Source organism: Thalassococcus profundi, assembly GCF_003344785.1.
GTDB classification, from domain to species: Bacteria; Pseudomonadota; Alphaproteobacteria; order Rhodobacterales; family Rhodobacteraceae; genus Puniceibacterium; species Puniceibacterium profundi.
In genome coordinates this window covers 13066-32728 of the sequence record NZ_QPMK01000026.1, presented here as the reverse complement: position 1 = coordinate 32728, position 19663 = coordinate 13066, and the positions used below count along the sequence as shown (strand labels likewise).

At 66.4% G+C, this 19663-nt stretch carries 17 protein-coding genes; 11 read left to right on the top strand and 6 right to left on the bottom strand.

Translation table 11 applies throughout. From position 1 onward, the window contains the following. The first annotated feature begins 121 nt into the window (after window positions 1-121). The 4 genes from DU478_RS21275 (at window position 122) to DU478_RS21260 (ending at window position 6071) form a co-directional block, all read left to right on the top strand. Window positions 122-2020 carry an extracellular solute-binding protein gene (locus DU478_RS21275; RefSeq protein WP_114512875.1) on the top strand — a complete coding sequence of 633 codons (1899 nt, stop codon included), beginning with the start codon at window positions 122-124 and terminating at the stop codon, window positions 2018-2020. Window positions 2021-2050: 30 nt separating this feature from the next. Next, window positions 2051-3124 carry a microcin C ABC transporter permease YejB gene (locus tag DU478_RS21270; protein ID WP_114512874.1) on the top strand — a complete coding sequence of 358 codons (1074 nt, stop codon included), beginning with the start codon at window positions 2051-2053 and terminating at the stop codon, window positions 3122-3124. Window positions 3125-3169: 45 nt separating this feature from the next. Next, on the top strand, window positions 3170-4324 hold the full coding sequence (locus DU478_RS21265) for an ABC transporter permease (RefSeq protein WP_114512890.1): 1155 nt from the start codon (window positions 3170-3172) through the stop codon (window positions 4322-4324). A gap of 154 nt (window positions 4325-4478) precedes the next feature. Next, window positions 4479-6071, top strand: a complete 1593-nt coding sequence (locus DU478_RS21260) for an ABC transporter ATP-binding protein (RefSeq protein WP_114512873.1) — start codon at window positions 4479-4481, stop codon at window positions 6069-6071. An 18-nt stretch (window positions 6072-6089) separates the two neighbouring features. Here the strand turns inward: DU478_RS21260 and hemN are convergent, their stop codons facing one another. Beyond that, a complete protein-coding gene (gene hemN, locus DU478_RS21255) occupies window positions 6090-7445 on the bottom strand; it encodes an oxygen-independent coproporphyrinogen III oxidase (RefSeq protein WP_114512872.1) in 1356 nt (451 codons plus the stop codon). A 61-nt stretch (window positions 7446-7506) separates the two neighbouring features. Between hemN and fnrL the strand changes: the two genes are divergently transcribed. From fnrL to DU478_RS21230, 5 genes are all read left to right on the top strand, one after another. Then, entirely contained in the window at window positions 7507-8250 is a 744-nt protein-coding gene (gene fnrL / locus DU478_RS21250) for a transcriptional regulator FnrL (RefSeq protein WP_114512871.1), read from the top strand. Window positions 8251-8344: 94 nt separating this feature from the next. Next, complete coding sequence (locus DU478_RS21245) at window positions 8345-10108, top strand: DNA polymerase III subunit gamma/tau (protein WP_114512889.1); 1764 nt, start codon at window positions 8345-8347, stop codon at window positions 10106-10108. A 261-nt stretch (window positions 10109-10369) separates the two neighbouring features. Then, window positions 10370-10714, top strand: coding sequence for a YbaB/EbfC family nucleoid-associated protein (locus DU478_RS21240; protein WP_114512870.1), 345 nt, complete (start codon window positions 10370-10372; stop codon window positions 10712-10714). Between the two features lie 137 nt (window positions 10715-10851). Then, a complete protein-coding gene (gene recR, locus DU478_RS21235; protein ID WP_114512869.1) occupies window positions 10852-11445 on the top strand; it encodes a recombination mediator RecR in 594 nt (197 codons plus the stop codon). Window positions 11446-11522: 77 nt separating this feature from the next. Then, on the top strand, window positions 11523-12944 hold the full coding sequence (locus DU478_RS21230; protein ID WP_114512868.1) for a DUF2252 domain-containing protein: 1422 nt from the start codon (window positions 11523-11525) through the stop codon (window positions 12942-12944). 67 nt (window positions 12945-13011) lie between these two features. On the opposite strand, the gene DU478_RS21225 is transcribed toward DU478_RS21230, so the two are convergent. Continuing rightward, window positions 13012-13791 carry a DUF1013 domain-containing protein gene (locus DU478_RS21225; RefSeq protein WP_114512867.1) on the bottom strand — a complete coding sequence of 260 codons (780 nt, stop codon included), beginning with the start codon at window positions 13789-13791 and terminating at the stop codon, window positions 13012-13014. Window positions 13792-13942: 151 nt separating this feature from the next. Between DU478_RS21225 and DU478_RS21220 the strand changes: the two genes are divergently transcribed. Beyond that, on the top strand, window positions 13943-14587 hold the full coding sequence (locus DU478_RS21220; RefSeq protein WP_114512866.1) for a ribonuclease T2 family protein: 645 nt from the start codon (window positions 13943-13945) through the stop codon (window positions 14585-14587). Between the two features lie 352 nt (window positions 14588-14939). Here the strand turns inward: DU478_RS21220 and DU478_RS21215 are convergent, their stop codons facing one another. Genes DU478_RS21215 through DU478_RS21205 form a run of 3 tightly spaced genes read right to left on the bottom strand, consistent with a single transcriptional unit; the run spans window position 14940 to window position 17609 of the window. After that, a complete protein-coding gene (locus DU478_RS21215) occupies window positions 14940-15914 on the bottom strand; it encodes a quinone oxidoreductase family protein (RefSeq protein WP_114512865.1) in 975 nt (324 codons plus the stop codon). 11 nt (window positions 15915-15925) lie between these two features. Then, entirely contained in the window at window positions 15926-16912 is a 987-nt protein-coding gene (locus DU478_RS21210) for an NAD(P)H-quinone oxidoreductase (protein ID WP_114512864.1), read from the bottom strand. A 10-nt stretch (window positions 16913-16922) separates the two neighbouring features. Then, window positions 16923-17609 carry a COQ9 family protein gene (locus tag DU478_RS21205; protein WP_114512863.1) on the bottom strand — a complete coding sequence of 229 codons (687 nt, stop codon included), beginning with the start codon at window positions 17607-17609 and terminating at the stop codon, window positions 16923-16925. A 113-nt stretch (window positions 17610-17722) separates the two neighbouring features. Between DU478_RS21205 and rpsU the strand changes: the two genes are divergently transcribed. Further along, entirely contained in the window at window positions 17723-17929 is a 207-nt protein-coding gene (gene rpsU, locus DU478_RS21200) for a 30S ribosomal protein S21 (RefSeq protein ID WP_008207378.1), read from the top strand. 132 nt (window positions 17930-18061) lie between these two features. Here the strand turns inward: rpsU and DU478_RS21195 are convergent, their stop codons facing one another. Continuing rightward, window positions 18062-19645 (bottom strand): GMC family oxidoreductase, encoded by a 1584-nt coding sequence (locus tag DU478_RS21195; RefSeq protein ID WP_114512862.1) that lies wholly within the window; start codon window positions 19643-19645, stop codon window positions 18062-18064. Window positions 19646-19663 lie beyond the last annotated feature (18 nt).

Sequence of the window (19663 nt, the reverse complement as noted above, 5' to 3'; positions counted from 1 at the left end):
GCGGCCTTTTTTCGTGCGCTCGCGCGGAATTGCATCGAGGTTACATAATCGCAACTTGAATGTGGATGCGCGCGGACCATAGCTTATCTGAAACCACGTCCCGCATCTTCGGAGGAGCTTCATGCAGACCACGACCGCCCGGGCCCGGACCCGTGCAGCCGACACCCGCCCCCGTGCCGCCATCCTGACCGCGCTCATGGCGCTGTCCGTGGCGGTCCTGGCCACCGTCGCCGCGGCACAGGACGACGTCATCGAAGCCCATGGCGTGTCGACCTTCGGAGAGCTGAAATATGGCCCCGATTTCGAGCATTGGGATTACGTCAACCCCGACGCGCCCAAGGGCGGCGAGTTCTCGACCTGGGCCTTCGGCACCTTCGACAGCCTCACGCCCTACATCCTCAAGGGCAATGCCGCGGCCCTGTCGACGATCTTTTACGACAGCCTGCTGACCGGCAACCTGGACGAGCCGGATTCGATGTACGGGCTGGTGGCGCACACGGTCGAATACCCCGAAAGCCGCGAATGGGTGATCTTTCACATGCGCCCTGAGGCGACGTTCCGCGACGGCACGCCGGTCACCGCCGAGGATGTGGTGTTCTCCTACGAGACCCTGATCGAGAAAGGCCGCCCGTCCTTCAAGGTGTCGCTGAAGGATTTCCAGTCGGTGGAGGCGCTGGACACCCACAGCGTCAAGTTCACCTTCAACCCCGAAGGTCCGCTGCGCGAACTGTTGATGACGGCGGGCGGACTGCCGATCTTTTCCAAGGCCTATTACGATGAGGTCGATTTCACCGAATCGAGCCTAGAGGCGCCGATGGGATCGGGCCCCTACGAGTTGGCGAGTGTCGAACCGGGGCGTACCGTGGCTTACCAGCGCCGCGACGATTACTGGGCCAGGGACCTGCCGGTGGCCCGCGGCACCAACAATTTCGACACGATCAAGATCGAGTATTTCGCCGATTACACCACCGCCTTCGAGGCGTTCAAGGGCGGCGCCTACCTCTTCCGCGAGGAATACCAGTCCAAGATCTGGGCCACCGGGTACGAATTCCCAGCGGTCGAGAGCGGCGCGGTGAAGATCGAAACGCTGGACGACGGCCGCCCGGCGGGCACGCAAGGGTTCTGGTTCAACCTGCGCCGCGAGAAGTTCCAGGATCCGCGCGTACGCGAGGCGCTGGGGATGGCCTTCAACTTCGAATGGGCAAACGAGTCACTCTTCTACAGCTCCTACGAGCGCACCGACAGTTTCTGGGAGAACTCCGAGACATTGCAGGCCAGCGGCATGCCGTCGGAGGCGGAACTGGCGCTGCTCGAACCGCTGCGCGACCAGATCCCCGAGACGGTCTTTACCGAAGAGGCGTTTTCGCCCGAACCGCAAAGCGCGTCGGACCTCGGCGACCGCGGCGCGCTGCGCCGGGCCAGCCGCCTGCTTGAAGAGGCGGGCTGGGTCGTCGGCGACGACGGGCTGCGCCGCAAGGACGGGCAGACGCTTCAAGTGGTGATCCTGAACGACGCGCCGGGCTTCGACCGGATCATCAACCCCTATGTGGACAACCTGCGCCGCCTGGGCGTCGATGCCTCGATGAACCGGGTCGATGCGGCCGAGGCGCAGGAACGCGAGAAACGCTTCGACTACGATGTCGTGATCCAGCGTTTTGCCATGTCCTCCACCCCCGGCGACGAGCTGCGGTCAATCTTCGGGTCGGAAACCGCGAATGTCGAGGGTTCCGCCAACGTCGCGGGAATCGACAATCCGGCGGTGGATACGCTGGTGAACCACGTGGCCACGGCGCAAAGCCGCGAAGAGCTGATCACCGCGGTGCATGCGCTCGACCGGGTGCTGCGGGCGATGCATGTCTGGGTGCCGCAATGGTACAAGGGCGAGCACACGATCGCCTATTTCGATGTCTTCGACCGGCCCTATGACGACACGCCGCCGCCTTATGCCATGGGCGAGCTGTCGATCTGGTGGTACAACGCCGAAAAGGCGCAGTCGCTTCGGGACGCGGGCGCGCTGTAAGACCGCCGACACCGGGCAGGACCAAAGACCATGGGCGCGTATATCCTCAGACGGCTGTTGCTGATCATTCCCACGCTGCTGGGCATCATGATCATCAACTTCACCCTCGTGCAGTTCGTGCCCGGGGGGCCGATCGAACAGATCCTCGCCCAGATCGAGGGCGAAGGCGACGTCTTCGCGGGTTTCGCCGGCGGCGGCGGTGAAGTGGCGAGCGGCGGCGAGGAAGGTGCGGGCCGTCGCGGCCTGCCGCCCGAGTTCATCGCCGAGCTGGAACAGGAATTCGGGTTCGACAAGCCACCGCTCGAGCGGTTCCTCAACATGCTCTGGAATTACATGCGGCTCGACTTCGGCGAGAGCTATTTCCGGTCGGTGTCGGTGATCGACCTCGTTCTGGAAAAGATGCCGGTGTCTATATCGCTGGGCCTCTGGTCGACTCTCATCGCCTACCTCGTGTCGATCCCGCTGGGCATCCGCAAGGCGGTGAAGGACGGGACCAGCTTCGACACCTGGACAAGCGGCGCGATCATCGTGGCCTATGCGATCCCCGGCTTCCTGTTCGCGATCCTGTTGCTGGTGCTCTTTGCGGGCGGGTCCTACTACCAGATCTTCCCGCTTCGGGGTCTCACCTCGGACAACTGGGACCAGCTAAGCTGGGGCGGCAAGATCCTCGATTATTTCTGGCACATCACCTTGCCGGTCGTGGCCTCGACCATCTCGGCCTTTGCGACGCTGACCTTGCTGACCAAGAACAGCTTTCTCGACGAGATCAAGAAGCAGTACGTGATCACTGCGCGGGCCAAGGGGCTGGACGAGAGCCGCGTGCTCTATGGCCACATCTTCCGCAATGCCATGCTGATCGTGATCGCGGGGTTTCCGGCGGTCTTCATCGGGGTGTTCTTTTCCGGATCGCTCATCATCGAGACGATCTTTTCGCTCGACGGCCTGGGGCGGCTGGGGTTCGAGGCGGCGGTGGCGCGCGACTATCCGGTGATCTTCGGCACGCTGTTCATCTTCGGCCTCATCGGGCTCGTGGTCGGCATCCTGTCGGACCTGATGTATGTGCTGGTCGATCCGCGCATCGACTTCGAAAAGCGGGAGGGCTGAGCCATGTCCGCCGACCCGAACCCCGGCCACGTGACGCCCGAACCGATGCCCGGCAAGCCCGTGGCGCCTGAGCCGCAGCGCGGGCGTTTCGCGCTGTCGCCGCTGAACCAGCGCCGCTGGCGCAATTTCAAGCGCAACCGCCGCGCCTACTGGTCGCTGTGGATCTTCGCCATCCTTTTTGGCCTGTCGCTGTTCGCCGAGTTCATCGCCAACGACAAGCCGATCCTCGTCAACTATCGCGGGGAGTATTTCACCCCGATCTTCAACTTCTACCCCGAAACCGCCTTCGGCGGCGATTTCCGCACCGAGGCCGCGTATCGCGACCCCGAGGTGCAGTGCCTCATCAAGTCCGGCGGGCAGGTAAACTGCTTTGACGAACCCGCCGAAATCCTTGTCGCCATCCAGGACGGAACCTATGGCGCGGGCGTGGACGATTTCGTCGAGGGCTGGATGCTCTGGCCGGTGGTGCGCTATTCCTACACGACGCCGGTTGACCGACCGGGTGCGGCCCCCCTGCCCCCCAATTCGCAGAACTGGCTGGGCACCGACGACACCAAGCGCGACGTGGTGGCGCGGGTGATCTACGGGTTCCGCCTGTCGATCCTCTTCACCCTGATCGTGACGGTGCTCAGCTCGGTCATCGGCATCGTCGCGGGGGCGATCCAGGGCTATTTCGGCGGCTGGATCGACCTGATCTTCCAGCGCATCATCGAGATCTGGACCTCGACCCCGTCGCTTTACGTCATCATCATCCTCTTCGCGATCCTCGGGCGAAGTTTCTGGCTGCTGGTCTTTCTCACGGTGCTCTTCGGCTGGGTCGCGCTGGTGGGCGTGGTGCGGGCGGAGTTCCTGCGCGCGCGCAACCTAGAATACGTGCGCGCGGCCAAGGCGTTGGGCGTCTCGAACATGCGCATCATGTTCCGCCACATGCTGCCCAACGCGATGGTCGCCACGGTGACCATGCTGCCCTTCATCGTGACCGGCACGATCTCGACCCTGGCGGGGCTCGATTTCCTGGGCTTTGGCCTGCCGTCCTCGGCGCCATCCCTGGGCGAGCTGACGTTGCAGGCGAAACAGAACCTGCAAGCGCCGTGGCTCGCGTTCACCGCCTTCACGGTCTTCGCAGTGATGCTGTCGCTTCTGGTCTTCATCTTCGAGGGCGTGCGGGACGCCTTCGATCCCAGAAAGACGTTTTCGTGAGCGGTTTGGTGCGCCGATCAATAGCGCCCGCCCGGCATCGCCGGGCAGCCCCCGACCGCCCCCCCGGGCGGGGGCTTCACCCCCACCCGCGGTCAGGGACTGACCGGCACCCTTGCGGCAATTCCTCGAGCGCGACACAATCAAAGGCCCATCCATGACCGCGATCCTCGACGTAAAGGACCTCAAGGTCAGCTTCACCCAGGACGGCGCCACCACTCAGGCGGTGCGCGGCGTGTCCTTCACCGTGGGCCGCGGCGAAACCGTCGCGCTGGTGGGCGAGTCTGGCTCTGGCAAATCGGTCACGGCGCTGTCGACCGTGTCGCTGCTGGGCGGATCGGCCGAGGTCAGCGGCTCCGTCACCTATGACGGCCAGCAGATGATCGGCGCCAACGACGCGCTGCTGCGCAAGGTCCGCGGCAACGACATCAGCTTCATCTTCCAGGAGCCGATGACCTCGCTCAACCCGCTGCACACGCTGGAAAAGCAGTTGTCGGAGAGCCTCGCCCTGCACCAGGGGCTGACCGGCGACGCGGCGCGGGCGCGCATCCTCGAACTCTTGACCCGCGTCGGCATCCGCGAGCCGGAATCGCGCCTTGGCGCCTACCCGCACCAGCTGTCTGGCGGGCAGCGCCAGCGGGTGATGATCGCCATGGCACTGGCCAACGGGCCGGAGCTGCTGATCGCGGACGAACCCACGACGGCGCTCGACGTGACGATCCAGGCGCAGATCCTCGACCTTCTGGGTGAACTCAAGGCCGCCGAGGACATGAGCCTGCTCTTCATCACCCACGACCTTGGCATCGTGCGCAAGATCGCCGACCGGGTTTGCGTGATGCAATCGGGCGAGATCGTCGAACAGGGTCCGACCAAGCAGATCTTCGACGCGCCGCAGCACCCCTACACCCAGATGCTGCTGAGCGCCGAGTCCACCGGCACGCCCGACCCGGTGCCAGACAGCGCTGTCGAGGTGGCGGCGACGGAGAACCTCAAGATCTGGTTTCCGATCCAGAAAGGGTTTCTGAAACGCACCGTCGGCTACGTGAAGGCCGTGAACGATGCATCGATCAACGTGCGCGAAGGCGAGACAGTCGGCATCGTCGGAGAGTCGGGGTCCGGCAAGACGACGCTGGCGCTGGCGATCATGCGGCTGATCCAGTCCGAGGGCGGCATCACCTACCGCGGGCACGATATCCGCGCCTGGTCCACAAAGCAGCTGCGCCGGCTGCGGTCGGAAGTTCAGATCGTCTTCCAGGACCCGTTCGGCTCTCTCTCGCCGCGCATGACCTGCGAACAGATCATCGCCGAAGGTCTGGGCGTGCACGGCGCGCCGGACGGGCGGGACCACCGCGAGCTCGTGGCCGAGGTGATGACCGAAGTGGGCCTCGACCCGATGACCATGCACCGCTATCCGCATGAATTCTCGGGCGGGCAGCGCCAGCGCATCGCCATCGCGCGCGCCATGGTGCTGCGGCCGCGGCTGGTGGTGCTGGACGAACCGACCTCGGCGCTGGACATGACGGTGCAGGTGCAGATCGTGAACCTGCTGCGCGACCTGCAGCGCAAGTACAACCTCGCTTACCTCTTCATCAGCCACGACCTGAAGGTCGTCCGCGCCATGAGCCACAAGGTCATCGTGATGAAACAGGGCGACGTGGTCGAATACGGCACTGCCGAGCAGATCTTCGACGCGCCGGGCACCGAGTACACCCGCACCCTGCTCGAAGCGGCCTTCGCCGTCCCGTCCTGACCCGGCCCAAGGCCGCTGTCAGATCGCGGCGGAGTGACCGGCGCGGCTCAGGTCGTAGGCGTCGAAATGCCGGGCGATCAGGCGCACCAGCGGACGCATCTCCTCCGGCACAGCGAGGCCCGCGTCGCTCACCAGCAGCTTGCCTTCGAAGGCCGCCGCGGCGCTGCGGAACAGCGCGAAAAGCTCCGTCTCGGTCACGTCGAACGCCGACAAGATCTCGGCCGCGTCGATGCGCAGATCGCACATCACCGCCTCGATCAGTCTTGCGCGCATCCGGTCCTCGCCGGCGAAGACATGGCCCCGCGTCACCGGAAATTTGCCCGCGCGCACGGCAGCGACATAGGCCGAGGTCGCGGGCGCGTTCTGCGCGTAGCCAAGCGGAAACCGCGAAATCGCCGAGGCGCCCAGCCCCACCAGAACCGGTGCTGTGTCGTCGGTGTAGCCCTGGAAATTCCGCCGCAGCTTGCCGGTCCGCTGCGCGATCTCGAGCCCGTCGCCGGGCCGGGCAAAATGGTCGATGCCGATCTGGCGATAGCCGTCCCAGAGGAAGAGGCGCCGGGCTGTCTCGTCCAGGTCCAACCGCGCTTCGGGTCCGGGCAGCGCCTCGGTCGGGATCATCTGCTGGCGCCGGGCCACCCAGGGCACATGCGCATAGCCGTAAAGCGCCACCCGGTCCGGGGCGAAGGACAACAGTTTCTGCACCGTTTCGGTGATCCGTGCCCGGCTCTGGTGCGGCAGTCCGTAAAGGATATCGGCGTTGAGGCTGGCGATGCCCGCGTCGCGCACCATCTCGACCGCGCGGTGCGTGACCTCGAAGCTCTGGCTGCGGCCGATGGCGCCCTGCACCTCGGGGTCGAAATCCTGCACGCCGATCGACGCGCGGGTCATGCCCGCCGCCTGCAACGCCTCGGCCCGCGCCCGGTCGATTTCGTTGGGATCGATCTCGACCGAGAATTCGGCCCCCGGCGCGAAGGCCGCCACCTCTTGCACCGCGCCGGCAAGGTCGCGGATCATCTCTGGCGTCAGAAGCGTCGGCGTGCCCCCACCCCAGTGCATGCGGGAAAGCGTCACGCCCCGCGGCAGATGCCGCCGCAGCAATGCAAGTTCGGCCTTGAGCGTCTCGAGATAGGCCGCCACCGGCGACGCGGTCGCGGTGCCCTGTGTCCGGCAGGCGCAGAACCAGCACAGCCTCCGGCAGAAGGGGATGTGCAGGTAAAGCGAGATCTGGCCGCCTTCGGGGATCGCCTCGATCCAGCGGACCAGGCGGCCCGCATCCACCCCGCCGCCGAACTGCGGCGCGGTGGGATAGCTGGTGTAGCGCGGCACGCGCGCATCGAAAAGTCCCAACCGGGAAAGTTGTGTTCTGTCCATCATGCGATTACGTATGGAAGACAACGCGCCGCCTGACTTTGACCCAGATCAAGAGCGTTCCCCGATGATCCGCACCCAAGCACTCACGTTCACGCAGGATTGCAACGACTGCCCGATCCGCCACCGCGCGGTCTGCGCGCGCTGCGAGACGGACGAACTCGCGCGGCTGGAAGAGATCAAGTATTACCGCCGTTTCGAGGCCGGGCAGAGCGTGGTCTGGTCCGGCGACCGGATGGATTTCCTCGGCTCCGTCGTCAACGGCGTCGCCACGCTCACCCAGACCATGGAAGACGGGCGCACGCAGATGGTGGGCCTGCTGCTGCCGTCGGATTTCGTCGGCCGACCGGGCCGGGTCGAAGCCGCCTATGACGTCACCGCCACCACCGACCTGGTGATGTGCTGTTTCCGCCGCGCGCCGTTCGAGCGGATGATGCACGAAACGCCGCATATCGCGCAGCGATTGCTCGAGATGACGCTGGACGAACTCGACGCCGCGCGCGAATGGATGCTGGTGCTGGGACGCAAGACAGCGCGCGAAAAGATCGCCTCGCTGCTGGCGATCATCGCCCGGCGCAACGCCCTTGTCGGCACCGCCGACGATCACGCCGTGACGCTGGAACTGCCGCTGACCCGCGAAGCGATGGCCGACTACCTGGGCCTGACGCTCGAGACGGTGAGCCGCCAGATCTCGGCGCTCAAGCGCGACGGCGTGATCGTGCTCACCGGCAAGCGCCATGTCGCCGTGCCCGATCTGGTCCGCCTGATGGCCGAGGCCGGCGACGACACCGACGGTGGCCTGCCGGCCTGAACGGCACCTTCTGGTCGGCCGTTATCCGGTGGACGCCGCGCGCCCCGCGGCCTACCCTCTGCCCGTTCCGAACACAGGCTCCGACAGGTACCGCATGACCGACGCCCCGAAATACCAGGTTCTCGCCCGCAAGTACCGTCCCGAGACCTTTGCCGATCTCGTCGGCCAGGATGCCATGGTCCGCACGCTCAAGAACGCGTTCAAAGCCGACCGGATCGCGCAGGCCTTCATCATGACCGGCATCCGTGGCACCGGGAAAACCACCACGGCGCGGATCATCGCCAAGGGCATCAACTGCATCGGCCCCGACGGCAATGGCGGCCCGACCACCGATCCCTGCGGCGTATGCGAACACTGCACGGCGATCATGGAAGGCCGCCATGTCGACGTGATGGAGATGGACGCCGCCAGCCGCACCGGCATCAACGACATCCGCGAGATCATCGATTCGGTGCATTACCGCGCGGCCTCGGCGCGCTACAAGATATACATCATCGACGAGGTGCACATGCTGTCGACGCAGGCCTTCAACGGCCTGCTCAAGACTCTGGAAGAACCGCCGGCGCATGTGAAGTTCATCTTCGCCACCACCGAAATCCGCAAGGTGCCGGTTACCGTGCTGTCGCGCTGCCAGCGGTTCGACCTGCGCCGCATCGAACCCGAGGTCATGGTCGACCTGCTGCGCCGCATCGCCACGGCCGAGGCGGCCCAGATCAGCGACGACGCCCTGGCGCTCATCACCCGCGCTGCCGAAGGCTCCGCCCGCGACGCCACCTCGCTGCTCGACCAGGCGATCAGCCATGGCGCCGGAGAGACCACGGCCGACCAGGTCCGCGCCATGCTGGGCCTGGCGGACCGCGGCCGCGTGCTCGACCTTTTCGAACTGATCATGAAGGGCGACGCCGCCGGCGCGCTGACCGAGCTGTCGGGGCAATATGCCGAAGGCGCCGATCCGATGGCGGTGCTGCGCGACCTGGCCGAGGTGACGCACTGGATCTCGGTGGTCAAGATCACGCCCGAGGCCGCCGAGGACCCGACCATCGGCCCGGACGAGCGCACCCGCGGCCAAGCCATGGCGCAAAGCCTCGGGATGCGGCCGCTGACCCGCATGTGGCAGATGCTGCTCAAGGCGCTGGACGAGGTTGCCGGCGCACCCAACGCGATGATGGCCGCCGAGATGGCGGTGATCCGGCTCACCCACGTGGCCGAACTACCCTCGCCCGAGGAACTGGTGCGCAAGTTGCAGGACGCGCCGCCCCCGCCGCCCCCCGGCCCCGGCCCCGGCGGCGGCAGCGGCCGGCAGGATGCGGCGGGCCCGGTCGCCCAAGCGACCTACGCCTCCGGCAGTGCGAGCCACGGCTCCGGCCCCACAGCGTCAGGCGGCGGCGCCCCGGTGCAGGCCGTGGCCACCGACCAGGCGCTGGCGCGCTATCCGAGCTTCGACCATGTGGTCGAGGTGATCCGCGCAAACCGCGACGTGAAACTGCTGGTCGAGGTCGAAACCGGCCTGCGTCTCGCCGCCTACCAGCCCGGCCGGATCGAGTTCACACCCACCGACACCGCGCCGCAGGACCTGGCCGCCCGGCTGGGCTCGGCCCTGCAGCGCTGGACCGGCAACCGCTGGGCGGTGAGCATCGTGAACGGCTGCGACGCCGCCACCATCGCCGAACGGCGCGACGCCGCCGCCCTGGCCCTGCGCGCCGAGGCCGAAGAGCACCCGCTGGTCAAGGCCGCCCGCGCCGCCTTTCCCTCCGCCACGATCAGCGCCATCCGCACCGCCGAAGCCGCCGCCGCCGAAGCCGAGGCCGACGCCCTCCCCGAGGTCGAAGACGAATGGGACCCGTTCGAGGACGGTTGATGTGCTTTGCAAATCAACCGGGCGGGACAGAGCGAAAAACCAATCGGTTTCTTGCGGAGTCCTGCACCGCCAATCCACTCTTGCTCCTTCCCATCCCCAGCCCTTCCCCCCTTCTTCGGTTCAAAAATACCCTCAGAGAGCACGAGAGACAACGTTTCTCGTTTCGTCCGCAGGACGATCCAGCACGACGGACCGCCCACCCCTTGTGGCAGCGCCCCGCCGCGCGTATCTCTTGGACAACCCACAGATCAGGAGACACAGATGTTCAAGGGACTAGGCGGGCTCGGCGACATGGCCGGGATGATGAAGAAGGCCCAGGAGATGCAGGGAAAGATGGCCGAACTGCAGGAAGAGATGCATTCGATCATGGTCACCGGCGAATCCGGCGCGGGCCTCGTCAAGGCCACCTGCTCGGCCAAGGGCGAGCTCAAGGGTCTGGACATCGACCCGTCGATCTTCAACGGCGACGACAAGGAAGTGGTCGAGGACCTGATCCTCGCCGCCATCAAGGACGCCCAGCAAAAGGCCTCGGACCGCGCCCAGCAGGAAATGTCCAAGCTGACCGAATCCCTCGGCCTGCCCGCGGACATGAAACTACCCTTCTGATCCGCCTTCATCTTGCGGGATAAACTCCGGGGGTGCGGGGGCTGGCCCCCGCATCATACCGTTCTCGGGGCTCGGCTCCTTCATCCTACTGAGGGCGGGGGCTGGCCCCCACTCCCCTTCCACCCAACCGGGCCGCGATGACAGACCGCACCGATATCGACGCGCTGATCGACCTCATGGCGCGCCTTCCCGGCCTCGGGCCGCGGTCGGCGCGGCGCGCGGTGCTGCACCTGATCGCCAAGCGCGGCCCGCTGCTGACACCGCTGGCGGCGCTCATGCAGACCGTCGCCGACACCGCCCGCGAATGCCTCAACTGCGGCAACATCGGCACCGCCGACATCTGCCCGATCTGCGCCGACGACCGCCGCGCCACCGGCGTGATCTGCGTGGTCGAGGACGTGGCCGACCTCTGGGCGATGGAACGGTCGGGCACCTTTCGCGGCCGCTATCACGTCCTGGGCGGCACGCTCTCGGCGCTCGACTCCATCGGCCCCGAGGAGCTTCACATCCCGCGTCTGGTCGACCGCGTCGCCGCCGAAGAGGTGACCGAGGTGATTCTCGCGCTCAACGCCACGGTCGACGGACAGACCACCGCGCATTACATCGCCGACCAGCTCGAAGGCCGGGTGGCCCTCAGCAGCCTGGCGCAGGGCGTGCCCATCGGCGGCGAACTCGACTACCTCGACGACGGCACGATCACCGCCGCCCTCAACGCCCGCAAGCCGCTCTGACGGCACCGCATCCGGAACAGTCTCGCCCGGCCCCGCGTTGGCCCGCGTTGGCCCTCGTTGAAACAAAGGGAACCGGCATGGCGACATCCGTCGAGAAAAAGCAAACGAATTCCAAGACGAAGACCAAGATCGAACACCGTCACAAGGCGCAGAGCCAGGTGTCGCAATTCGCGGATCTTGCCAAACGCATCGCCAAGGGCGACCAGGTGATGCCCCCCGCCCTGCTCACCGGCACAGCGCGCCGCAGGCATCTGCGCTCTACCTTGCGCGAAGACCACGCGCAGCGGATCGAACAGCAAGCCCACGGCGCCGAAGAGAAATTCGCCAAGCTCGCCGAAAGCCGGTTCAAGTTCTTCCGTGGCACGGCGCTGCTCTTTTACCGCGACATGCTGGGACAGGACGGCGACATGCCCACGGTCATGGCGCTTGGCGACGTGCATCCCGAGAATTTCGGCGTCATGCCGGACAAGAACGGTGCGCCGATCTTCGGCGTCAACGATTTCGACGAAACCGTCTATGCGCCCTTCACCTGGGACATCAAGCGCGGCGCCGTCGGCTTCTGGATCGCCGCCAAGGAAGAAGGCGGGATGAAGCGCAAGAAGCGCCGGAACGTGGTCAAGGCCTTCGTCAACGGCTACCTCGAGGCGATGAAGGGCTACGCCGAACACGCCACCGAAAAGAACGACAGCTACCGCATGGACAACTCCCCCAAGGTCATCCGGCGGCTCTTCAAAGAGGCCTGGGAAGAGCGCCGCGACTGGCTCTGGGACGACTACCTCAAGCCCTCGGGCCGCGGTTTTCGTGCCGATGACGAATTGCAGCCGATCTCCTCCGAGATCCCGAAATTCCAGAAGGCCATCGACGACCTCGCCAAGTCGAACGGGCTGGACGTGCCCGACCGCGCCGGAGAACTGAAGGTCAAGGATGTCTGCGTGCGCCACGGCCAAGGCACGGCGTCGCTCGGCCTGCCGCGCTACTACGTGTTGATCGAAGGCCCCAGCAAGGACGCCACCGACGACATCATCATCGAGTTCAAGAGCGCCCGGCGCTCGGCGCTCGACGGGCTGACCCCGCCGGTGGAGTTCAACGCCGGTGACAAGGCCGACCGCATCGCCCATGGCCAGCGGGTCCAGTTGGCGCATGGCGATATCTTCTACGGGGCGGTCAAGATCGACGGCGAAAGCTTCATGTCCCGCGAACGCGCGCCGTTCCGCGACGACATCGACCTCGACGAGCTCAGCACCAAGACCTGGAAGGCCTATGCCCGCGTCTGCGGCGCGGCGCTGGCACAGGCGCATGCGCTGTCGGACGATCTGGGCCAGGTGGATTACGACGTCGAACCCTCGATCATCGCCGCCGCCACGCCGCACGATCTCTTCATCGACGACATCCTCGAATTCACCGTCGAGGCGGCGGACCGGCTGAAAGAGGACCACCGCATCTTCCGCCGCGACCATGCCCGCGGCGCCTTCAGCAAGGTCGACATGATCTATCGCTGACGCACCGGGCCGTGCAGCAAAAAGGCCCGCGCAGCGGCGGGCCTTTCGATCGCGGTGGGACGCGGTTTCAGCGGCGCGGATCGTCGCTGTCGTCGTCCTCGTCGTCGTCATCGTCGTCCGGCAGGTTGAAGAAGCTGTCGGCATCCGAGAAATCGCTGTCCTTGCGGGTGTCTTCCGCGTCCTCGGACTTGTCATCGCGCGGATCGGACAGGCTGAAGGTTTCCAGCCCTTCGATGGCGGTGGGCAGCCGCGGTTCGTCTTCCATGCCCAGGCTCTGTTCGGTGCTGACCAGCTTGCGGCGCTCGTCGTCCGACATCATGCTGTCGGCCTTCTTCGCGGCCTTGGCCACCGCGGCATCGAGTTCGGACTGCTTGCAGAGGCCCAAGGCGACCGGGTCGATGGGCTGGATGTTGGCGATGTTCCAATGCGTGCGCTCGCGGATCGCCTGGATCGTCGGCTTGGTGGTGCCCACCAGCTTGGAGATCTGGCCGTCCGACAGTTCCGGGTGGAACTTCACCAGCCACAGGATCGACGCCGGCCGGTCCTGGCGCTTGGAGAGCGGCGTGTAGCGCGGCCCGCGGCGCTTTTCCTCGCCCACGGCAGCGGGGTTGAACTTGAGCTTCATCTTGTAGGCCGGGTCCTTCTCGGCCCGGTCGATCTCGCCTTGGTCGAGCTGGTTGTTGGCGATGGGATCGAACCCCTTGACGCCGGTGGCGACGTCGCCATCGGCGATGCCCTGCACCTCGAGCTCGTGCATGCCGGTGAAATCGGCGATCTGCTTGAAGGTAAGCGTCGTGTTGTCCACCAGCCAGACGGCGGTGGCGCGTGCCATGATCGGTTTGTTCATCTGCCCTAACTCCTTGGCCATGGTGTCCCGAAGCATGTCTGTCCCGGCCCCCAAGCCGGGGCTCGGGAGGTCCCGAGATTTCGGGACGGGTTACCGTTGTCGGGGAACTTGGCGCCTATATAGTGGCGCAAAGCCGGAGAGGAAAGAGAAAATGCGTCTGCCGATCGCCCTGTGTCTGGGCCTGACCCTGCTCTGGAGCGCGCCCGCCCGCGCGGACGGCGAACAGGCCGGCGTCTTTGACTATTACGTGCTGTCGCTCAGCTGGTCGCCCACCTGGTGCGCGCTCGAAGGCGATGCGCGCGGCTCCTCGCAATGCGACGCAGAGGCCGACTTCGGCTGGGTGCTGCACGGGCTCTGGCCCCAGTACCATCGTGGATGGCCGTCCTATTGCCGCACGACCGAAGCGCCGCCGAGCCGCGCCATGACCCGCGACATGGCGGACGTGATGGGCACACCGGGCCTGGCCTGGTACCAGTGGAAGAAACACGGCGTCTGCGCAGGCCTGCCGCCGCGGGATTACTATGCCCTGGCGCGGCGGGCCTTCGAGCAGGTGGTGAAACCGCCGGTGTTCCGAAAGCTCGACAAACCGGTGAACCTGCCCGCCCGCCTGATCGAAGAGGCGTTCCTCAAGGAAAACCCAGGGCTCGAGCCCGACATGCTGACCGTCACCTGCAAGGCCGGACGCATCCAGGAGGCGCGCATCTGCCTGTCGCGCGCCCTCGATCCGGTGCCCTGTGGCCGCGACGTCATCCGCGACTGCACGCTGCAGGACGCGCTGTTCGACCCGATCCGGTAGTCGCGCGGTCGCGCCCGAAGGATTTCATGCCTCCGGCGGGAGTATTTTCCACCCTTGGAAACAAAGTCTTAACCACGGATGGGTCTGATGGGGTCACGGTACAGGCGGGAGCGCCGATGACCGTGCCCTTGGAAGCGCGGATAGCCTCGCTTTCCGGCCCGTGCGCCGATGTGCGTACGGGCCGTTTCCGTTTCAGGCTGTTTCCAAGGGCGCAAAATACTCCCGCCGGAGGCTTTGATGCCGCGCCACATGCGGTCCGGTCAGGCGGCGCGTCACACCGCCGCCCGCCCCCGAAGCGGCGGCCCGAAGGCCGCCGCTGAGACCTCCAGTGCGCCGCAGGCGCGCCGCCGGATCAGAGGGTCAGCACGGTGCTTCCGGTGGTCTTGCGGGCCTCCAGCGTGCGATGCGCCTCGGCCACGTCGTCCAGCGGGAAGCGCTGGTCGATGCGGATCGTCACGTCGCCGGCCACCACCTTCCCGAAGAGCATCCGCGCCATCTCCTGGCAATCCTCGTGGCGGGCGATATGGGTAAAGAGCGTCGGCCGGGTGATCTTGAGCGACCCCTTCTTGCCGAGCATCCCAATGTCCAGCGGCGGCACGGCGCCCGAGGCGTTGCCGAAGGAAATCATCATGCCCAAGGGCCGCAGGCTGTCGAGCGAGCCTTCGAAGGTGTCCTTGCCCACGGCGTCCATGACCACGTCGACGCCCTTGCCCCCGGTCAAGTCGCGCACCTCCTTGGACCAGTCGCTGCTGCGGTAGTTGATGCAGTGGCTGGCGCCATGCTCCAGCGCCAGGGCGCATTTCTCGTCCGTCCCGGCGGTGCCGATCAGCGTGATGCCTTCGGAGCGCGCCCATTGGCAGGCGATGAGACCCACGCCCCCGGCGGCGGCGTGAAAGAGCACCGTGTCGCCCTTTTTCAACGGCGTGGTGCGGTGAAAGAGGTACTGCACCGTCAGCCCCTTCAGCATCATCGCGGCCCCCTGCTCGAAAGACAGGTCATCCGGCAGCGGGCAGACCTGGGCCGCGGGCATGACGCGTTCCTCGGTATAGGCGCCGGGGGGCTGGGCGGCATAGGCGGCGCGGTCGCCGGGCTTCAGATGCGAGACGCCCTCGCCCACCGCCTCGACGACACCCGCCGCCTCCATGCCCAGCGCATGGGGCAGGTCCATCGGGTAGAGCCCGGTGCGCTGGTAGACGTCTATGAAGTTGAGCCCGCAGGCTTCGTGGCGGATGCGCAACTCTCCGGGGCCGGGATCGCCGACCGGGCGGTCCTCAATCACGAATTCCTCGGGGCCGCCGTGTTTCTTGATGACTGCTGTTCTTGCCATGTCAGGCTCCTTTATCCAGCGACGTTGAGAACGATCTTGCCGATGTGATCGGACGTTTCCATTCGGGCATGGGCGGCGGCGGCCTCGGCGAGGGGAAATTCGGAATCCATCACCGGATGCACCGCACCGCTGTCCAGCATCGGCCAGATATCGCGGCGCAACGCGTCGGCGATGCGCGCCTTGGCGAGGTTCGACTGCGGGCGCAGGGTCGAGCCGGTGATCGTCAGCCGCCGCATCATCACCTGGGCGAAGTTGAGCTCGACCTTCGGCCCCTGCAGGAAGGCAATCTGCACCAGCCGTCCGTCGTCGGCCAGCGTCTTGACGTTGCGTGGCAGGTAGTCACCGCCGACCATGTCGAGGATGAGATCGGCGCCGCCCTCGGCCCGCAGCACCGCGACGAAATCGTCCTCGCGGTAGTTGATCGCCCGTTCCGCGCCCAGTTCCAGGCACTTGGCGCATTTCTCCGCCGATCCGGCGGTGGTGAAGACCCGCGCGCCAAGGCGGCTGGCCAGCTGGATCGCCGTGGTCCCGATGCCGGAGGAGCCGCCATGCACCAGGAACCGCTCGCCCGCTTTCAGGCCGCCGCGCAGGAAGACGTTGCTCCAGACAGTGAAGAAGGTTTCCGGCAGGCAGGCGGCCTCCTTGAGGCCCATGCCCTTGGGCAGCGGCAGGCAGTGCGCCGCCGGCGTGGCCACGTATTCGGCATAGCCGCCGCCGGGCAGCAGGGCGCAGACCCGGTCGCCCAGGGCAAGCTCGGTCACGCCGTCGCCGAGCGCCACGACCTCGCCCGAGGCCTCGAGCCCCGGCAGGTCGCTCGCACCCGGGGGCGGAGCATAGGCCCCGGCCCGCTGCAGCGCGTCCGGGCGGTTGACGCCCGCATAGGCCACCTTGATCACCACCTGGCCGTGGTCCGGTTCGGGCACGGGGCGATCGGCGAGGCGCAGCACCTCAGGTCCGCCGGGTTCGGAAATCTCCACGGCGCGCATGGTCTTGGTCATCTCGTGCTCCTTATCGCGGGCTGGTCCAGCGTCCCGGCAGGTCCGGATCGGACACGGCGCCGGGTGCGCGCACCTTGCTTAGCACCCAATTCGGCCCGGCGAAAACCTTGTTGAGAAAGGCGTTGCCGCGCACCTGTGCCTTGACCTTCTCGATCTGCATGACGTCGCCGATGCGCCGGTCGAGGAAGTCCCAGGTCGCCTGGCTGCCCAGCGAATCGTCGCCCAGCCAGTAGAGCACCGTGGAGGAATAGACCCCCGCGAGCGTCGCGCGCTTGGTATACCAGTTGATGTCGTCGGAGGTGTCGCCCAGTTCCGTCCAGATCCGGTCGGCGGTGCCCCAGATCGCGCGGGCGCCGTCGGCGGCGTGCATCGGCAGGGCAAAGAGCGTGGTGCCGCGGCGCACGACCTCGCGATCCTCCACGACTTCGAGCCGCAGGCGCACCGCGCGCGCGATCCTGTCGCGGAAGCGCAGCGCGTTCAGATCCTCGGCGCGCAGGCGCTCGGCCATCAGGTCGTCGCCGCGGCGGTGATAGGCCAGCGCCAGGTCCACCGCCCCGCGCGGCAAGAGCGCCCGAGCGACCACCGGATCGACGCCCGCATCGGCCACCGCGGCGCGCAAGGTCACCTCGGACCAGCCGTCGAACGGTACGTGCATGAGCGCCGCATCGAGGATTTTCTGCACAGTGTCGTCGGTCATGGCCTGTCCTTCGGTCTGTTTCGGTGAACACTAGACAAACTAGGCGGCCTTTGCTATACGGCCACCTCCTGCAAATCCTTGCAACTCAAACTTAGAAAGGTGGTGAAAACCACATGCAGGTTAGTGTTCGCGACAACAATGTCGATCAGGCGCTCCGTGCCCTGAAGAAGAAGCTCCAGCGCGAAGGCGTGTTTCGGGAAATGAAGCTCAAGCAGCATTTCGAGAAGCCGTCCGAGAAGAAAGCGCGCGAGAAAGCCGAAGCGATCCGCCGTGCCCGCAAGCTGGCACGCAAGAAGGCGCAACGCGAAGGCATGCTTTAAACGGCATTTCCGACACGCAAGACGCATTGACGACCCCCGGGCAGCCGCTTCGGGGGTTTGTCGTTTTCAGGGCCGGAAATCTCGAGATTTCCGTTCCGTTTTTCTCGAGAAAAACGCGGCCCGGCGGCACCGTCAGGCCCCTTGCAGGACAAGATCCGCGGCCTTTTCCGCGATCATGATCGTCGGCGCGTTGGTGTTGCCGCTGGTGATCCGCGGCATCACGCTGGCATCGACGACGCGCAGGCCATCCAACCCGCGAAAGCGCAGGCTGGCGTCCAGCGGCGCGCCCGCATCCTCTCCCATCCGGACCGTGCCCACGGGGTGAAAGATCGTCGTGCCGATGTCACCCGCCGCGCGCGCGAGGTCCACGTCGCTGTCGATCCCGTCCCCCGGCTTCACCTCTTCCGGCGCGTAGCGCTGCATCGGCGCCTGCGCCATGATCCGCCGCGCCTGCCGGATGGCGGCCACGGCCACCTGCCGGTCGGCCTCGGTGCTCAGGTAATTGGGCCGGATCTCGGGTGAGGCGCGGAAATCCGGGCCGGTGATCCGCACCGTGCCGCGGCTTTCCGGGCGCAGGTTGCAGACGCTCGCGGTCATCGCCGGGTAGCCGTGCAGCGGCTGGCCGAAGGCCTCAAGGCTCAGCGGCTGCACGTGGTATTCCAGGTCGGCGGTCGCAAGATCTGGGCGTGACTTCGAAAAGGCACCCAGCTGGCTCGGGGCCATGGACATCGGCCCGGAGCGTTTCAGCGCGTATTCCGCCGCGATCCGCGCCTTGCCCAGCCAGGACCCGGCCAGTGTGTTCAGCGTCTTGGCCCCGGTCAGACGCCAGGCGCAGCGCAGTTGCAGATGGTCCTGCAGGTTGGCGCCCACCGCGTCCGAGACGTGGACCGGCGCGATGCCGTTGTCCTGAAGGACCTCGCCCGGGCCGATGCCGGAGAGTTGCAGGATCTGCGGCGATCCGATGGCCCCTGCCGACAGGATCACCTCGCCCGCCGCGCGCGCCTCGAACACCTCGTCCCCGCGGTGCCAACGCACCCCCACGACACGGGGCCCGTCGAACAGCAGCGTCGAAACCTGCGCCTTCGTCTCGATCTTCAGCTTGTCCTTCGGCGCGCCGCGCAGGAACGCCTTGGCGGTGTTCATCCGCCAGCCATTGCGCTGGTTGACGCGGAAATAACCCACGCCCTCGTTGTCGCCGGTGTTGAAATCGGCCACCGCCGGGATGCCCGTCGCCACGGCCGCGTCGCGCCAGTGGTCCAGCACGTCCCAGTGCAGGCGCTGGTTCTCGACGCGCCATTCGCCGCCCGTGCCATGCGCCTCGGACGGGCCGTCGACGTAATCCTCGGATTTCATGAAATAGGGCAGAACGTCCTCCCAGCCCCAGCCGGTCAGACCCATCTGGCGCCAGCCATCGTAATCCGCCGCCTGACCGCGCAGGTAGAGCATGCCGTTGATCGACGAACAGCCGCCCAGCAGCTTGCCGCGCGGATAGAGCAGCGACCGGCCATTCAGCCCCGGCTCTTCGGCGGTGCGGAAACACCAGTCGGTGCGTGGGTTGCCGATGCAATAAAGATAGCCCATCGGGATGTGCACCCAATGGTAATTGTCGCGCCCGCCGGCCTCGAGCAGCAGCACACGGCGGCCCGCGGCACTCAGCCGCTTTGCCAGCACGCAACCGGCGCTGCCCGCGCCGACGATGATGTGATCCCAGTCCATGGCGCGCAGACTATCCCC

Coding starts and splice junctions, on each gene's coding strand:
- DU478_RS21205 (WP_114512863.1), bottom strand. CDS start 17,609: ATGACCGACGACACTGTGCAGAAAATCCTCGATGCGGCGCTCATGCAC.
- recR (WP_114512869.1), top strand. CDS start 10,852: ATGACAGACCGCACCGATATCGACGCGCTGATCGACCTCATGGCGCGC.
- DU478_RS21275 (WP_114512875.1), top strand. CDS start 122: ATGCAGACCACGACCGCCCGGGCCCGGACCCGTGCAGCCGACACCCGC.
- rpsU (WP_008207378.1), top strand. CDS start 17,723: ATGCAGGTTAGTGTTCGCGACAACAATGTCGATCAGGCGCTCCGTGCC.
- DU478_RS21225 (WP_114512867.1), bottom strand. CDS start 13,791: ATGAACAAACCGATCATGGCACGCGCCACCGCCGTCTGGCTGGTGGAC.
- DU478_RS21270 (WP_114512874.1), top strand. CDS start 2,051: ATGGGCGCGTATATCCTCAGACGGCTGTTGCTGATCATTCCCACGCTG.
- DU478_RS21230 (WP_114512868.1), top strand. CDS start 11,523: ATGGCGACATCCGTCGAGAAAAAGCAAACGAATTCCAAGACGAAGACC.
- DU478_RS21220 (WP_114512866.1), top strand. CDS start 13,943: ATGCGTCTGCCGATCGCCCTGTGTCTGGGCCTGACCCTGCTCTGGAGC.
- DU478_RS21265 (WP_114512890.1), top strand. CDS start 3,170: ATGCCCGGCAAGCCCGTGGCGCCTGAGCCGCAGCGCGGGCGTTTCGCG.
- DU478_RS21245 (WP_114512889.1), top strand. CDS start 8,345: ATGACCGACGCCCCGAAATACCAGGTTCTCGCCCGCAAGTACCGTCCC.
- DU478_RS21260 (WP_114512873.1), top strand. CDS start 4,479: ATGACCGCGATCCTCGACGTAAAGGACCTCAAGGTCAGCTTCACCCAG.
- DU478_RS21215 (WP_114512865.1), bottom strand. CDS start 15,914: ATGGCAAGAACAGCAGTCATCAAGAAACACGGCGGCCCCGAGGAATTC.
- DU478_RS21195 (WP_114512862.1), bottom strand. CDS start 19,645: ATGGACTGGGATCACATCATCGTCGGCGCGGGCAGCGCCGGTTGCGTG.
- hemN (WP_114512872.1), bottom strand. CDS start 7,445: ATGATGGACAGAACACAACTTTCCCGGTTGGGACTTTTCGATGCGCGC.
- DU478_RS21210 (WP_114512864.1), bottom strand. CDS start 16,912: ATGACCAAGACCATGCGCGCCGTGGAGATTTCCGAACCCGGCGGACCT.
- DU478_RS21240 (WP_114512870.1), top strand. CDS start 10,370: ATGTTCAAGGGACTAGGCGGGCTCGGCGACATGGCCGGGATGATGAAG.
- fnrL (WP_114512871.1), top strand. CDS start 7,507: ATGATCCGCACCCAAGCACTCACGTTCACGCAGGATTGCAACGACTGC.